Raw genomic sequence first — 17,127 nt, forward strand, 5'->3', positions numbered from 1 at the left:
GTGCATTCTATTGCCCTGTAATTTATCATGGGACCAAGAAAATCAGGATATGGCTTTAGCCGAAAACCAGATACTTAAAATACATCGGTTCAAAGCTAGGGACAGTTAGCTGATTTTTACCATTGCTGAAGAGCTATTGCTATTGAAGATCCTTGTTATCTGGAGGGAATAGGCAATAACCCTTTCAGGTTTTTTATTTCTGAAAAGGCTTTAAATTAGTTACCTATCTCAAAATAAATTGTGGAAATAATTAATTATAGGTAAAACCCAAATTTAAAAGCATTCCGTATGATTACTCTTCATCCTTATATTGAAACTTGTTGTATGGAAGAGATTTACCTTTCACTTTCAACACTACAATTCCGTGAGAAGGAACCGTAAATGACCTATTGGGCTCTGTGGAACTAGCAAAATCTTCTTTGCCCCATAAATCTCGCATGTGGTACCCTACGGAGTCATCTATTCCAATAGTCTCCAAGTTCACTGTCATGGTAGCAACTTCCTTCGATCTATTGAGCAGTCCGACTATTATTTCCCCGCTCATCGTAGAGATCATAGGCTTTGCCCAAACTTCCAAATCACCATCATCTACCAATCTCCTTGCTTGGTAAACAAATGGACTTTGATTTACGGCTATAATTTCTTCGTTAGTGATAATCGCAATGGTTTCATTACTCATTGCCGTTAGATCGTTTCCTAGCAACAGTGGGGAATGCATCATACTCCACATGGAAAAATGCGCCTTGTCTTCTTCATAGGTCATCCCTCTACCTACTTGTAGCATATCCATATCATTATAATGGCCAGCGGTACTATGTATCCACAAGTCGGCATTTAGATCGATGATATGTAAAATAGATCCGAAGGTATTATCTATATCTCCAGAAATACGCCAAGAATCGGCTACATTTGTCACCCATTCCCCTGGGAATTCCCATCTACAAACATTGTATTTGGCCGATGGTTTTATAGATTTTATTATATTTCCGATGGCGGTATACCTGCTTTCTTCATCTAGGCCCATCCATTCGCCCCCACACCAATCTACTTTTATAAAATCGTAATCCCATTTCTTTAGAAAGACACTAAGGTCATCATACTCGTGACCAAAGAGCCCCATTCCTGATCCAATAGTGTCCTTGTCCCAGTAGGAGGCACAGGTATTGGGACCTGCATCGGAATATATCCCTGCTTTTAAACCCTTTGAATGGATGTATTCCGAAAGCGATTTCATGCCGCTGGGAAAACGCTCCTTATGGTGTAGTAATTTTCCATTTTCATCCCTACCGCCAAAAAAACCATCGTCTGTGTTGATATAGGAATAACCCACGTCTTTTAACCCGGTAGAGACCATGGCATCTGCTTGGGACCTAATTATTTGTTCATTGATATTGACCCTATAATTGTTCCAACTTGCCCAGCCCATCATAGGGGGCTGAAAACTAGTCTCTTCACCTTGTATTTGCTTTATTTTATTTTGATGCTGGGAGACCCCTTTTTGCTGAGATCCACAAGCTATTAACACCAAACTTAGTCCCACACCCAAATACTTGTACATACTTTTTTTTATTGTTGGTTTGTTACCTCTTTTAACAAATAAAATACCGCCTTTTGATTACTGCACAGCTATATAACTATATATTGAATAGAAAAATTCTGGCTTTCACATAGCGCATTCCTATATAATATAGCGCATCTAAAAAACCTATTAGACGAAGTGGGGACGAATATACTAATCCAGAATCAAATCTATTCTCATGTATATCAATTGGTAATCCTTCCAAATTGTTATGGGATTTATTTTTTGTATAACTGGATATAGTGATTGTCCAAAGCTTCAGAATCCTTATATTTTTCACGGACTTCTTGCAACTTTTGTTTCATTTCCGCAACCACCTCTGCATATTCAGGGTCGCTGTATACGTTGTTCATCTCTTGTGGGTCATTAATACGGTCGTAAAGCTCCCATTCATCCACATCGTAATAGAAATGAATGATCTTATATTCTTTGGTGGCAATACCATAATGTCTTTTTACCGCATGTTCGGCGGGATATTCGTAATAGTGATAATAAACGGCATCCCTATTCCAAAGTTCTTTTTTACCCGTCAGTATTGGTACCAAGCTTTCCCCTTGCATATCTTCTGGCGCGTTTACACCGGCCATTTCCAAGAATGTCTGAGCAAAATCGAGGTTCTGAACCATTTCATCTTCGGTGGTTCCAGGGGTTATTTTATTGGGCCATTTTATTAGTAATGGGGTTTTAAAGGATTCGTCGTACATAAAACGCTTATCAAACCAACCATGTTCCCCTAAGTAAAACCCTTGGTCCGAAGTATAGACTACTACGGTATTATCAGACAGGTTATTATCATCCAAATACGTCAACAATCGTCCAACATTGTCATCAACGGAGGCTATAGTCCCTAAGTAATCCTGAAGATAGCGCTGATATTTCCACTCCATCAGCTCTTTATCATCCATGGACGGGTAGCGCTTTTCAAAATCCTCATTAATCGGATGGTACACGCTTTCCCAACTACTTCGTTGTTCTGGAGTCATTCTGTTTACTTCTGACCTAGCCATCCCACCTTTAATTTGCAATCGTTTTAAAACATCTTCCTCCACCTTGTTGTCATAAGACAAGTGCATGTGGTTTAAAATATTCATTTCTGCAGTTTTAGCTGCTACCCTACCCTCATAGTTATCAAATAGAGTTTCTGGCAATGGGAATGTTTTTTTGGTAAACTCTCTATAATGCTTTTCGTCCGGATACCAAGCTCTGTGTGGTGCCTTATGTAGATACATCAATAAGAATGGCTTTTCTGGGATCCTTCGATGCTCCATCCAATCTAACGCAAGGTCGGTGGTGATATCGGTGACATACCCATTAATTATGGTATCCCCTTTTTGTGTAATAAATTTGGGATTGTAATAACTCCCCTGTCCCGGTAAGATTTTAAATTCGTCGAACCCTTTAGGGTTGTTGCCAAAATGAAGTTTTCCGAACATGGCGGTTTGGTAACCAGCCTTTTGTAGAATTTGCGGGAAAGTAACATTGGTAGTATCAAACTTACTGAGATTATCTATTTTTCCATTAAGGTGACTGTGTTTTCCCGTTAGAATCACCGCTCTAGACGGTGCACAAATAGAATTAGTGACACTGGCATTGGTGAAGAGCATACCTTCATTTGCAATCCGATCTATGTTAGGCGTTTGGATCAGCTTATCACTATAGGCGCTAATAGCCTGATAGGCGTGATCATCTGACATGATAAAAATAATGTTTGGCTTACTTTTTTCAATTGTTTCCTTATTCTTCTCAGAACAGGATGTAAAAAGAAACAGTAAACTAAGAACATACAAATACTTCATAACTAAATAGGTAAATAGATTAAAAACAGATTCGCCGTGCAATATAAACATAGAAAACATGTACTTATTTTTAAATTGTCCTAAATGTAATATCATTTAATAAATAGCACACAAATACTACTATTGGTTATAAAAACCACCGCTCAGAAATTACAAATCACCCTAAATCCTTACCTTTTGTAGATCGTTAAAGTTACCAGTAAAAAAGGATTGAAATAATCCATCAGAATGGGCAGGAAAAAAAATAAATCCCGCACGGCAAATATGAGCCGGGCGGGATTTATTAATTAACCACTAACAATATTCATATCCAATTACACAAATAATATAATGGAAATGTCTTAAGGCTTTATTCCCAACCTGGGTTTTGGGTTATTGCACCACCGGTCAAAATAATTTGCTCGGATGGAACAGCTGATAAATAGTCCCTATTGGGATTAAAACCAAAGCCAGTTGGTAATGCATTGATATATGGATCAATGTAGCCATCAGCATTTACAAGAAGTGAACCACCTGTGATCAAATCTTCAAATTCAGTTTCCATATCACTCCCTATAATTTTGAATCCTTGATGTCTTTTTCCAATAATAAGATGATCTGCTTTCCAACGCATAAGGTCATCAAATCGCTTACCTTCCAAAGCCATTTCTACCCTACGCTCTCTTCTTACCTCATTAATAAGGTCGCTAACTCCAGGAAATGCTTTGTTTGGATCAGCAACTGGAGTAAGAGTAAGTGCAGGCATTCCAACACGGGCTCTTAACAAGTTGATTGTTTTATCTAGATCATCTTGTGTTAAAGTTCCCAATTCGGCTTTAGCCTCAGCATAATTCAAGAGCACCTCTGCGTATCGGTAAATAATGGCGCCAATAAAACTGTCATATCTTTGAGCTTCATCGGTATTACCACCTTTATAAATTTGATATCCCGTAGTAGAATCTACTTCATTATTTTCTCCGAATGTTGGAAAATCGAAAAATATATCTGGATTTCCAGATCTTTCAGTAATTAGGTCTCCAGGCGTACAAATGGTTTGAGCAAGCCTTGGATCTCTATTCAAAACAATATCAGAAAGACTGCTTTCTCGACTGGAATCGTACAAAGGACTTACAGCTGTAGGCTGTCCATCTATACTTAAATAAGAATCTACCAAAGATTTTGTTACCCCGGTACCTGCTCCATTTTGCGGGATATAATGACCAACCTTGTGATCTACACCTTCGTTAATATCATATTTTTTCCAAAACATTACTTCTGAAATATTGGAGTAATCCACTTTGGTGAATAAATCCCAGTAGGTATTAGCCTCTCCGTTATTATAAAGGGTATAATTACCTTCATTTATCAATGTTTCGGCGGCATCTGCAGCCCATTGTAGAAATTTGGCACTTTCGTTAACAGAAGCTGCAAAAGGAGTTCCTTGATGGTATTTTTCCCAAGTACCTTCGTAAAGAGATACATTAGATTTTAAAGCCAACGCCATTCCCCTATGAACCCTAAACGCTTCAGTAGATGCTTTGGGCTTTAGTTTGGCAATAGCCCTATCCAAGTCCTCAACAATTTTGGTGGCTAATTCATTCCTTGGAATTCTAGCCGACATCAATTCTGGAGAATCGGTATTTAAAACCTTATCTATATAAGGTACTCCTCCAAATCTTTGCAATAATTCAAAGTAATACATTGCCCTAAAAAAGTATGCTTCACCGTTGTAAGCCTCAATAAGATCTGCCGGACCTTCTGCGGTAGCACTATTTTCCAAGTAATAGTTTACACTCCTAATACCACTGTAACTCCCATTCCAATTACCATCGGAAGTAGGTGCGGTGTTATTGCTACCAACAAACCTGGTATTAATGCTAACATCGGCCAAGTTATCACTGTTATTGTCAAATTCGAAAATTCCACCATTCCAACCCTGGTGTACAGGGAAAGATGTATAAAATTGATTTAGGAACAACGCCAGATCATTAGGAGTTTTCCAGTATTGCTCCGGAGAAATTTCATCTTCCGGAAGCTTATCTAACAAATCATCGCTACAGGATACGGCAAAGACCGCAAGTAGCAAAAATGTAATGTATCGTATATTTTTCATGTTAATTTATAATTTAAAATTGTACGTTCACACCCACTGAGTATGATTTTTGCAATGGATAAATTTTTCCGCTACCCCAGTACCCTCCGGTAGCTTCAGGGTCAAATATTCCCGAGATATCGGAGATGGTAATAAGGTTCTCCCCTGTCACAAAGATTCTAAATTTAGAAAGTCCAAGGGCGTCAATTACACCAAATGGTAAATTATACCCTAAGCTTACGTTCTTTAAACGAACATAGGCACCGTTCTGAAGATATCTAGACTGAGTTTGTTGATTTCTCCAAGTAGACCTAAAGGTAGGTCTTGGGAAAAATCCACCAGGATTATCTTCTGACCAATAATCTAGATGTTCTTTCATCCCTGCAGACTGCCAAAGGTTACCAACCGCTCCGAAAGTATAGGCGTCACCGGTCCACACTTCCCTCTTAGCAACTCCTTGCCAAAGCATAGAAAAATCGAATCCTTTATAATCTAGGCCTCCGTGGAATCCAAAGCTATATCTAGGTGTAGCGTTTCCAATTACTTTTCGGTCACCTGGATTATCAGAGGTAGAATCACCATAATCTATCTTTCCATCACCATTAAGGTCTTTGTATTGTACATCCCCAGGAAACCAAACACCTCCGTAAACGGGAGTTTGATCTGGGCCGTTATCTATTTCGGCTTGGTTCTGGTATAAACCTTCGGTTTCAAAGCCCCAGATTTCCCCTAATTTTTGACCTGCTCTATAGGTATTCAATAAATTGTTGGGATTAGAGTATTCTGTTACCGTGGTTACCGCATCTGAAAGCACCAATCCAACATTGTAGTTTACCTCTCCAATTCTATCTTTCCATGATACGTTAAAATCAAAGCCTTTAGTCTCTAAGTTCGCATTATTGGCTTGTGGTGCATTGGTACCCAAAACAGCTGGTAAGCGTTCTGCTGGACCAAACATGTTTTTAGTAGTTCTTATGAAATATTCAAAAGAAAACTGTAAACGATTGTTTAAGGCAGCTATATCCAAAGCATAGTTGTCTGTAGATACCGTTTCCCAAGTAATATTTGGACTGATAATGTTTGGAGTTAACGTATAGTTAGGTCTCCCATTGTTGCCCAACCACCATAAATTGGTTCTAATTGGCATACGGCCAACATAAAGGTAATTAGGTACGTTCTGGTTACCAATGCTACCGGTGGAATATCGAAACTTAAACATACTGATCTGATCAATACCCCAAAAATTTTCCTTGGCAACATTATAACCTGCAGAAATAGATGGAAAGAAGTCCCAACGACTATCTGATGCAAAACGCGATGAAGCATCATAACGCCCATTTACTTCAAAAAGATATTTTTCTTTATAGTTATAGGTAAATCTACCGAAATACCCTTGTGTAGCATATGATCCAGCACCATCATTTACATTATCCTCACCTACCCCAGTTGAAATAGAAGGAACACCGTCCGTGATAAGATCATTTTTGGAGCCATATAAGCTACCATATCTGGTTTCCTCCTGTTGGTATCCAACTAATCCCGCAAAATTATGGACGTCGTTAACAGATTTATCGTAGGACACCACCAAGTTAGGAGATATATAGGAATTTTCGCTATAATATTTTGAAAAGCTATTGTTACTTCTAATAAATCTTTCCACTCCATCTGGCTCTAAAACCGATACTTTGGCATTATGATTTTTGTAGTTAAAATTATTAGTTCGATATAGGATACTTGGTTTAATTTTAAGGTTCTTCACTGGTTCTAGAACAAAATTCACTGAACCATCCATACCTTGATCGATTTCAGTATAACGTCCACCCTGTAATAGAAAAGGAATTTCAGAACCATCGCTATAGCCACCATCGGGCATTACCACTCCGTTTGTAGGCCATCTTCTGGCTATATTGTGCAGATAAAGACCTCTATCATAACTTGGCCGTTCGGTATCGGTACGGGATAGCCTTAAATTTGCGGCAAAGGTAATCCAATCGTTTATCTTGCTAGACACTCTAGAATTGAAGGTATAACGCTTATAAGAATCATCACCAAAATTCATAATACCTGGAGCATTCAATATAGACCCGGAAACGTTGTAACTAATACCTTTCTGTTTGCCAGAAAATCTCAAGTTGTGCTGTTGGCGCATAACAACACCTTTATACATTTCCTTAAACCAATCCGTATTACCATTAGAACCAGTATACTGTTGCCAACGGGTACCATCCGCGTTAGGAACCGTAACCGGGGTATTTACAGGATCAGCCATATAGGCTTTTATACGACCTATAACCTCATCTGAGAATACCGGACCACTACCACCGTTGGTAGAAGCTAGATTGAAATAATCCGCAAATTGCAAAGAATTCATCATATTAGGCGTATTCAGGGGAGAAGAATAGATAAAGTTATTGGAATAGGTAACTTTATTTCCATCCATAAGCTCTCCACTTTTAGATTTCACTATGATTACCCCAAAGGCAGCACGTGATCCATAAATGGCAGAAGAAGCCGCATCCTTAAGTACCGAAATACTCTCTATATCATCTGGGTTAACATCATTAAGGTCAGATGGATTATCCAGTGGAATGTCATCAACAATTACTAAAGGAGATCCGGTACCTTGAAGGTTACCAACCCCACGGATACTAATATTCATGTTGGCCCCTGGTTCTCCACCAGAATTACCAACCGTCAACAATAGACCGGGAGCTGCTCCCTGTAAAGCCTGCATAACATTGTTTACAGGCCGACTTTCCAATTGCTCGGCTGAAATAGTACTTATAGACCCAGTTAGGTTTTCCTTTTTCTGAGTACCATAACCTATTAGCACCACTTCTCCCAGTTCCTCGGCTTGAGGTTCTAGACTAATTTGTATTTGTGTTCGCCCTTTTACACTAACTGTGGTGGCGGCATATCCCAAATAACTTACTTCCAATGTAGCATTTGCTGGAACATTAATTTCAAACTCTCCATCAAAATTAGTAACTACTCCTTTAGTAGTCCCTTTTTCGACAACACTAGCTCCCGGAACGGGCTCACCTGTTTCCGCATCCGAAACCAATCCTTTAACGGAGGTTACGGGCTGCTGTGCAAATAAATGCATCTGCACCATCAACAAGCAACATAAAATTGCAATTTTCTTCATTTGAATAGTTTAGGTTAAATATTAAAGTGGAGACCCAGACCTAATTTTATGTCCAGGCTCACAAATTCGGTTGCTAAATTATAATATGTTAAACAAAACTTAAAGCTATAGGGGTATAATTATAGGTTACATCCAATTACATTTAGGTTACATTTCCTTAATCTTTTATTTACAAATCTTCCTCTACACCGTATATTTATCAGGGTCCATAGCTATTTTTATATATCTTTGTTTAGAATTTAAAGAAGGTAACATATGGTTAAAGTTAAGTTAACAGTCTCCCTCTTAATAATGCTTTTAAGTTTTAACGGATTTACCCAAGACCGAATCATCCAATTTCAAAAAATTTCATTTGAAGACGGGATTTCCGATAACAGAATAAATAATATTTTACAGGACAACGAAGGTTTTATATGGTTTGGCACTCAATTAGGTATCGACAAATATGATGGACAAAAATCAAAATCATATCATCTGCCTAATGAAGATGATCAGGTAAATGACTTAATCCAAGATCGGACTGGTGTGATTTGGGCAGCTACCTCCAGTGGGCTATTTTATTTTGATGTGGAGGAAGATCGTTTTGAACGGTATACTTCTTCGGATCCAGTAATAAACAGCAGCATAAGTGGCTATATTCTTAGTCTATTGGAAGTTGATAATGGTGCTATTTGGTGTACCAATGCAAATAGTGAGATTATAGCACTACAACCCAATTCAAAGAAAGATACAGTGATTCATGAAATGCCCCTAGAGGAATCTAACAACAGTATCAGCAATGGTACCGATCTTTTTCAGGACAATAATGGAGTTGTTTGGATTGCTTCCAGCAGAGGGGATGTTTTTAAATATCAGGAATCGACATTTACACAGGTAAATCTTCAAAACAACAACACCTATATTAACGCCATATCCATGGACAAAAATGATCAATTATGGATTGGAACCAACGGTAACGGATTGTTTAAGTACAATACTAAAGACAATACCACGCTACATTATACTACCTCCAATAACAGCAGATCAAATAGCATCTCCAACAATATAATATTGGATGTTTTAGTAGATAAGGACAATAATATATGGTTAGGTACCGATGGAGGCGGATTAAACCTGTACCAACCAGACGAAAACAAGTTTTACACTTTCAAACAGAATACTTATACTAACTTCCCCATTGCGGACAACACTATATTGAGCATCTATCAAGGAACAAACAACATAATATGGATTGGTACTGTGCATGGTGGCGTAAGCTACTTTAAAAATCATATCACTATTAGTCATATACCCCCTTCAGTTTTAGCTTTTGATCAAATAGATGAACAAGGTTCCCAAATATTGGAGGCTTCCAACGGAGACATTTGGATTACGGCAGGCAGAAATGGGTTAAGACGATATAATCCACAAAACGGAAAGGTTACTGTTTATATAAACAATCCTGATAAGGATGATGATCTTAGTGGAAACAATGTAATATCTTTATTTGAAGACAATTATGAACGAATCTGGATAGGAACTTACAGTGGTGGATTAAATGTTTTTGATACCAAGAGTAATACTTTTTTAAATGCTGAGGACAGATTTCAGTGTAAAGCCATTTTTGCTATTGCAAGTGATACTGAAAATAATATCTGGGTAGGTTCTAGTACCGGGATTAAAGTCTATAATTCAGATTTAAAAATTGTTCGGACATTCACATCAGAAAACACGAAGAATTTAAACGCAAACTTTATTACCAGTTTATATAATGACATAAAGGGTGATATGTGGGTGGGAACAAACCTAGGGCTAAATGTTTTTAAGACGGATACTGTGCTATCCTTTAAATCTGACAAAACCGATCCTTACTCTCTTAGCAGTAATCGTATTAGATCTATAACCGAAGACGACGATCTTTCTATCTTAATAGGTACGTATGGTCATGGTTTAAACAGATACGAAAGAAGTAATAACAAATTCACTAGAGTAGGCAAAGATAAGGGTTTGGAAGCCAGCATTATTGGGGGTGTATTTATGGATCATGATAAAAATATATGGTGTAGCACCAATTTAGGAATGAGCAAAATTAAACCAGATGGAACAGTAGAAAACTTTGGATTACGATATGGAGTTCAATCCTACAAAGGCGGGAGTGCCATTATTACCAAAAGCAATCATATATTAATGGGAGGACGACTGGGACTCTCCTACTTTAAAGCATCTGAGCTAGAAGAAAATAATACGGGTACATCAAAAATGTTTTTCACATCAGGGACTATTTTGGGCGCAAATGGCACAAGGGATTTAATTATTAATTCTAGAGGAAATAACCAAATAACTCTAAACCCAGAAGATCATATCCTCTCTATCCATTACTCCAGTTCTGACTATTGGAATCCTAAAAAAAATAACTATGCCTATAAATTAGAAGGCTTAAATAAAGATTGGCAAATAATTGGCAATCAGCAGGCGCTCACCTTTTCCAATTTAAAACCTGGCACGTATTCCTTAAAAGTAAATTCTGCCAAAAATATCGATCAGGACGAGACCTCCATCGCAGTTATTGGAATTACAGTACTCCCGTCCTTTTGGCAAAAATCCTGGGTTAAGGCTGTAATTGTTTTATTTGGAGTATTTCTTGTGATAGTATTTATAAGATTCCGATTATCTACCATTAAGAAACAACAGGAACGATTACAATTGTTGGTAGCATCTAAAACCGAGGTGATAAAGACCCAACAAGAGAAGGTCTATCAAGGTGAGATTGCCCTATTAAAGGTAGAAAAGGATAATCAGGATTTAAATCAGAAGAAGCTGATTGAAGATTTGAATTTCAAAACCGAGGAGCTCACCAATTACACCTTACGTACCGTTCACAAAAACCACTTACTTACCGAAATTAAGGATAACCTTCTTAAAGCAAGCAAGGAAACTACTCCCAAAAAAGCGAACCTAAAAAAGATTATTCACCTAATTGATGACAGTTTAATGCTCGATGACGATTGGGAAAACTTCTACCATCTCTTCAATCAGATACATACTAACTTTATTAAGAACTTAAAAAGTTACTGTCCGCAGCTTAGTGACCGGGAAATTAGATTGTGTGCCTTGATCAAATTAAATTTTAATTCCCAGCATATTGCCACCCTCTTTAATATTTCCTTAAGCTCGGTTAAGGTTGCTCGACACAGATTGCGGAAAAAATTGAATATTGCCGGAAACGATAGTTTTGAGGATTTTTTTGAGACCTTGATTTGATTTGTAATTTCACCAAAAATCCCAATCCCCAACCCTTGTCCTATTCCTGCCAAAATTCCTCAAGGCCCCTTAGTCTGGCAACTAAACCAACTTATGATCTGCGTATTCCTATGCTGTTTTATAACAAGAAATTCAAACCATTAATTTTTTTAGATTTATAAAATAAGGGTGTTATTTCCTTATAACCTTGGGCGTTTTGTCTGTGAAGAATAGGCTAAACACGTACCCAAAACCAAAACAGGAAGCTACCCCAATAAAGGAATACATTAAAAAGTTTACGGAAGTATACACACTGATATACCATAACAGAATACCACTTACTACCAATCCCATAAGTGTTCCGGTACTGTTGGCTCGTTTGGTAAGCATTCCCAGGAGAAACATTCCTCCCAAACCACCCGTAAACAAGCCTAGAAATCTATAAAACTGGTCCCATAGCGATTTAATATTGGCATTAGCCATCCACAGGGCCAATAGCACCCCAATAATTCCCACAAAAACGGTAACTATTCGTGCTACTTTAAGCATCCCAAGATCACTTAATTTTGGAAAGCGACGCTTATAAAGGTCATTACAAAAAGCTGTGGAAACCGAATTTAAACTACTACTAATACTCGACATAGCCGCAGAAAAAATTCCGGCTATCAATAGTCCAGACACCCCAACTGGCAGTTCCCTTACGATATACCATGGAAAAAGAGAATCGTTATTGGAGATTGCAGGGGATAGTCGTTCTGGCATTTCTGTATAAAATATATAAAGCAGCGTACCGATACCGAAAAATATTATAGTTGCCGGAAGCGTTAATAAAGCATTGGTATATAAGGTCTTTTGGGAATTTTTTATACTAGAACTCGTTAAATACCGCTGTACGATGGTCTGATCTGTTCCCTGAGTAACCATGGCCGAAGCCAATCCCCCAATTAATACTACCCAAAAGGTAGAATCGGTGAAATTAAAATCGAAATTTATAATATTAAATTTTTCCCGTTCAGAAGCGTAGGCAATCATTTCATTAAAAGGAGTTTCCGTATGCAACATAATCCATACAATAGCTACAATACTTCCACCCATAAGTACAATCACTTGTAAAACATCGGTCCAAATAACGGCCTCTATTCCCCCAAAAGTGGTATAGAGAACACACAATAATCCCATTAGCAGAATACAAGTTTCTACTGAGATCCCAGTAACAATGGAAATTGCCAACGAAGGCAGTAATAAAACAATCCCAATTCGCCCTAATTGGAATAAAATAAAGGAAATACTGCCTATGGCTCTAGCCAGATAATTAAAACGCTTCTCCAAATACTCGTAGGCCGTGGATATGTGCATTCGGTTAAAATATGGAATAAACAAAAATGCGATCAGAGGGGTAATGATAATTGCGGCGATATTCAAAAGAAAGAACGACCAGTCCGTTACAAAGGCTTTTGCCGGGATGGCCATAAAAGTAATGGCACTTAATAGCGTTCCGAAAACACTTAATCCTGACGCCCACCACGGTATACGTCCGCCTCCCATAAAATAATCATCTGTAGATTTTTGTTTTCTAGCAAAATATACCCCGATCATTAACGAAGTAAACAGATATAGGGCCAATACCGTATAATTTAGAGCCCCAAAGGCATGCGCAGGTTCATCTACGGTAAAGCTATACACCTCCGGTGTCCTAATTCCTGGAGAAATTTCTCCTGAAACGATCAGAAAGTTATTGTCCTTTTTTATCCCTAAAGTAGTAACAGGCAGCTTCACCCTAACCGTATCATACACAAACCATTTATCCGTTATGGAATTAAATGCCAGGATCTCCTTGCTAAATCCTGGGTGGGTATTTAATATTTGATCTCTTTGTGCTATTATTTTTTTGGCAAGGCTATCATTATTTACTTGATTTAGTTGCTGACCTAGGCTCTCGAGTTCCGTAAATAGGAGGTCATCAGACCCTCCGTATAACAAAATATGCATAGAACCCATGGGTTCTGCTACTGCACCCATTATTATCCTTGGCTTCCCATTTACGATTAGGTCCCCTTTATTGATCCACAGTTTTTTATCCAAGTCATAGGAAACATACTGGGTCAACGGCTTTGATAGCTGTCCCTTTCTCTGGTTTCTACCGCCAATTAAAAATATATTTTTGGAATGCGAGGTTTCTTGAACCACCATAGCTTGCAAGGCACGAGGTTCCCCAGGAAAGTCTTGTAATTTTTCCCATGTACTTTTTCCTTCTAAATTTAGTCGATAAAAAGAATTGCTGCTAGTTTCTGAATTCATCCCCCCAGCCACATAGACATACCCATCCGTAAACACTGCCGATAAATAGGCTAATGGCTCTGGAAGGTCTGGGTAGGATATAATATCAATATCTTTTTTAGACTGATTATAGGCTAATAAAATAACGTTATTTCTTACCTGATCTTGGTTATCCCCGCCAATAATTAAAATTCCCTTTTCGGTAGAAACCGATGCCCCATACCCCAGTGGAATAGGTAGGGTTTGGGAGGATAATTTCCATCTGTCCTTCTCCAAAATATAGATGGAATTGTACCATTTTTTAGCTCCTCCTTCCCAAGGTAACCCTGATGGGAAATTGGCCCCACCGGCTACGATGACCATACCATTGTGCATGCCGCCCATCATTCCAGCAAATCCAAGGGAACTACTCCCTTTTTCCAAGGCAGGCAAGGAAGGTAAATTGGACATATTTATTTTGGATTTCCCTTGCCCAAATAGGGAAGTTGAAAATAAAAATAAAAATACCAAACAGGAGAGAACTTTACGAATTTTCATTATGAAACAGTTTTTCAATACTTTCAAAGCCACAAGATAATAAATCAAGTATTATGTAGGACATATAAACTTGATTTTATTTTTAAGATAAATGATTTTGGGAAAATGATATAAAAAAACAGAAATATACTTTAAAAATGAAGGTGGTTACAACTATAAAAAGAGTTCTCAACTGCGCGCTAACCCACATCGCATTACCACGGAAAAACCGTACAACTTATGTTTTAAATTCTTATTCCTAATGTTTATTTAAATAGGCGTTTGATGCTATTCCCGATACAGGAATAATGGTTCGATAAAGTTCGTGTCCTCAGACCTGACCGAGGGAGTACAATACTCACATCTCAATACTTTGTACTCACTACTATGTACTAACTACTTAATACATTGCCTTCTATATTCTCAAAGCTCTTCCAACATTGAAACATGGCTCTTGGGACATGAAAGCATCCTTTCCACTTACCTCCTTTTAAGGTTAGTAATGGCTTTCCTTCCCTGTTGAGATAACCGAACCATTCCCCGTTTTCAGGATCCGAAAAGTGGGACCAGGAGTAGTCGTGTACTTTTTGATACCACTCCTTTATTTCCTTGTTTCCGGTGTGTTCATAGGCTTTGGCCAAGGCCACTAGGCTTTCCAAATGCACCCACCATAGCTTCTGGTCCCATTCTAGCTGCTGTGGGGGTTTACCCATGGCATCTAGGAAATAGTAGATTCCACCATATTCCTTATCCCAGCTGTATTCCAAAATGTTTAAAATAACCTTGGTTGCCTTTTCTATGAGATCAGTATCGTTTCTCCGAGCTCCTATATCTATCATAAACCACATGGCCTCAATACCGTGACCTGGATTTAATAACCGACCGTTAAAACTATTACTAAGGGATCCATCTGGATTTACAAATTCATAGATAATTCCGGAATCCTTTTGTAAAAACACCTCCATTACTTCGCTTACACTGAAGTTTAAGGTTTTTTCAATTTCTTCACTATCTAACACATCTTCCAACTCCAACACTAGATTAGAGAGGATCATGGGTAAGGAGAATCCTTTAAGCGGCCTTACGTCCGTATTCTTCTCATATACTCCTTTTGAGTTGTCCTTTTTCTTTAAAATATTATAGTAGGTCTGTTTTGCCAAAGCCCTGATATCCTCATCTCCTGTTGCTTTTGCATATTGACTAAAGGCCATTGCCGCAAAGCAATCCGAAAAAATATTATACGGCTGTACCAAGGGTTTACCTTCTTTAGTTACCGAAAAATAGAAATTTCCTTCTTTATCCATTCCATGCTCCCTGATAAAATCGATTCCAGATTTCGCTATTTCCAACCATTTTGGATTTTTCTCCACTTGGTTGTAAAGCATGGAAAACGTCCAAGCCTGTCGCCCCTGCAACCATATAAACTTATCGGTATCGAACACCTGTCCCATTTGATCTAAGCAAGTAAAATAACCTCCATTCTCTAAATCGAGGGAATGCTTTTCCCAAAATGGTAAAATATCATTTAAAAGGGTGTTTTTGTAAAGTTTCGAATTTTTCATAACATTAATATGTTGTACATAATACAAATTTAAATATTATTCTTATATTAGAGGGTTCTTTCTTTAAATAGTTGGCAATAAAAAATTAATTTTTTAATATCAATAACAATATTACTTTTACGATTTGCGCTCTTGACTTCTTTCTTGTCAAAACTAAAACCTACCATAACCATGAATAAACTTTCGAAATTGGAACCGTTGGAGACTTTATCCTTAGCTGATAAAGTAGAGGCGCGTTTGTTGCAATTCATTAAAGAAAACAACTTAAAGGCAGGAGATTCTATTCCCAAGGAACTAGAATTCGCACAATCTTTAGGTGTAAGTCGCACTGTGGTAAGGGAAGCTATTTTACGCCTTCGAACCTTAGGAATAATCGAGTCAAAAAAGCACAGGGGAATGATCTTGACCAACCCAGATATCATGCATAATTTTGAGCGCATGTTAGACCCCACTCTTTTGGCGTCGGGTACATTGAAAAATCTTTTTGAATTTCGACTGATTATGGAAATGGGGATGGCCGACTTCCTTTATGAGCATAAAACGCAAAAGCAGATGGAGGAATTGGAAGAAATTGTAGTCTTGGAAGAAGAAACTAGTTACAATATGAAAGTATTTACATTGGACAAAGAAATTGCATTTCATGGAAAACTCTATGAAATGTCCAATAATACTACTCTCAAAAAATTTCAAGACCTACTACTTCCCGTTTTTGAATTTGTCCACCAAAGCGATCCCAATCTAAAAGATTACAAATATTCCAGTGGACAATTTGTAACCCACAGAATGCTATTGGACAACCTAAAAGTAGGCACACCTGAAACGTTTCGGGTTGCCATGAGAAGACATTTGGAACCGCATTTCGACAGAATATTTAAAAATGAAAAAAAATAGCGGGCATTGCCCGCTATTTTTTTTTGCTTCTTTTCCAAAAACATCATTCTTTAAAACCATTTCTAATA

General features: G+C 37.9%; 8 protein-coding genes. 2 read left to right on the top strand and 6 right to left on the bottom strand.

The window, feature by feature from the left end:
* Positions 1-292 precede the first annotated feature (292 nt).
* From KCTC52924_RS16940 to KCTC52924_RS16955, 4 genes are all read right to left on the bottom strand, one after another.
* The gene (locus tag KCTC52924_RS16940; protein ID WP_251805946.1) at positions 293-1,558 is read right to left on the bottom strand and encodes a glycoside hydrolase family 27 protein; all 1,266 of its coding nucleotides are present in this window, start codon (positions 1,556-1,558) and stop codon (positions 293-295) included.
* 239 nt (positions 1,559-1,797) lie between these two features.
* On the bottom strand, positions 1,798-3,435 hold the full coding sequence (locus KCTC52924_RS16945; protein WP_353057442.1) for a sulfatase: 1,638 nt from the start codon (positions 3,433-3,435) through the stop codon (positions 1,798-1,800).
* 289 nt (positions 3,436-3,724) lie between these two features.
* A complete protein-coding gene (locus tag KCTC52924_RS16950) occupies positions 3,725-5,467 on the bottom strand; it encodes a RagB/SusD family nutrient uptake outer membrane protein (protein WP_251805948.1) in 1,743 nt (580 codons plus the stop codon).
* Between the two features lie 13 nt (positions 5,468-5,480).
* Positions 5,481-8,594 carry a TonB-dependent receptor gene (locus tag KCTC52924_RS16955; protein ID WP_251805949.1) on the bottom strand — a complete coding sequence of 1,038 codons (3,114 nt, stop codon included), beginning with the start codon at positions 8,592-8,594 and terminating at the stop codon, positions 5,481-5,483.
* A 255-nt stretch (positions 8,595-8,849) separates the two neighbouring features.
* On the opposite strand from KCTC52924_RS16955, the gene KCTC52924_RS16960 reads away from it, so the two are divergent.
* On the top strand, positions 8,850-11,834 hold the full coding sequence (locus tag KCTC52924_RS16960; RefSeq protein WP_251805950.1) for a two-component regulator propeller domain-containing protein: 2,985 nt from the start codon (positions 8,850-8,852) through the stop codon (positions 11,832-11,834).
* Positions 11,835-12,005: 171 nt separating this feature from the next.
* On the opposite strand, the gene KCTC52924_RS16965 is transcribed toward KCTC52924_RS16960, so the two are convergent.
* Positions 12,006-14,627, bottom strand: a complete 2,622-nt coding sequence (locus tag KCTC52924_RS16965; RefSeq protein ID WP_251805951.1) for a sodium:solute symporter family transporter — start codon at positions 14,625-14,627, stop codon at positions 12,006-12,008.
* Positions 14,628-14,998: 371 nt separating this feature from the next.
* Positions 14,999-16,168: an AGE family epimerase/isomerase gene (locus KCTC52924_RS16970; RefSeq protein ID WP_251805952.1), complete on the bottom strand. Its 1,170-nt coding sequence runs from the start codon at positions 16,166-16,168 to the stop codon at positions 14,999-15,001.
* Between the two features lie 171 nt (positions 16,169-16,339).
* On the opposite strand from KCTC52924_RS16970, the gene KCTC52924_RS16975 reads away from it, so the two are divergent.
* Positions 16,340-17,059 carry a FadR/GntR family transcriptional regulator gene (locus tag KCTC52924_RS16975; protein WP_251805953.1) on the top strand — a complete coding sequence of 240 codons (720 nt, stop codon included), beginning with the start codon at positions 16,340-16,342 and terminating at the stop codon, positions 17,057-17,059.
* Positions 17,060-17,127: the final 68 nt, after the last annotated feature.

It is taken from the genome of Arenibacter antarcticus, assembly GCF_041320605.1.
GTDB lineage: Bacteria > Bacteroidota > Bacteroidia > Flavobacteriales > Flavobacteriaceae > Arenibacter > Arenibacter antarcticus.

Coding starts and splice junctions, on each gene's coding strand:
- KCTC52924_RS16940 (WP_251805946.1), bottom strand. CDS start 1,558: ATGTACAAGTATTTGGGTGTGGGACTAAGTTTGGTGTTAATAGCTTGT.
- KCTC52924_RS16945 (WP_353057442.1), bottom strand. CDS start 3,435: ATGTTTTCTATGTTTATATTGCACGGCGAATCTGTTTTTAATCTATTT.
- KCTC52924_RS16950 (WP_251805948.1), bottom strand. CDS start 5,467: ATGAAAAATATACGATACATTACATTTTTGCTACTTGCGGTCTTTGCC.
- KCTC52924_RS16955 (WP_251805949.1), bottom strand. CDS start 8,594: ATGAAGAAAATTGCAATTTTATGTTGCTTGTTGATGGTGCAGATGCAT.
- KCTC52924_RS16960 (WP_251805950.1), top strand. CDS start 8,850: ATGGTTAAAGTTAAGTTAACAGTCTCCCTCTTAATAATGCTTTTAAGT.
- KCTC52924_RS16965 (WP_251805951.1), bottom strand. CDS start 14,627: ATGAAAATTCGTAAAGTTCTCTCCTGTTTGGTATTTTTATTTTTATTT.
- KCTC52924_RS16970 (WP_251805952.1), bottom strand. CDS start 16,168: ATGAAAAATTCGAAACTTTACAAAAACACCCTTTTAAATGATATTTTA.
- KCTC52924_RS16975 (WP_251805953.1), top strand. CDS start 16,340: ATGAATAAACTTTCGAAATTGGAACCGTTGGAGACTTTATCCTTAGCT.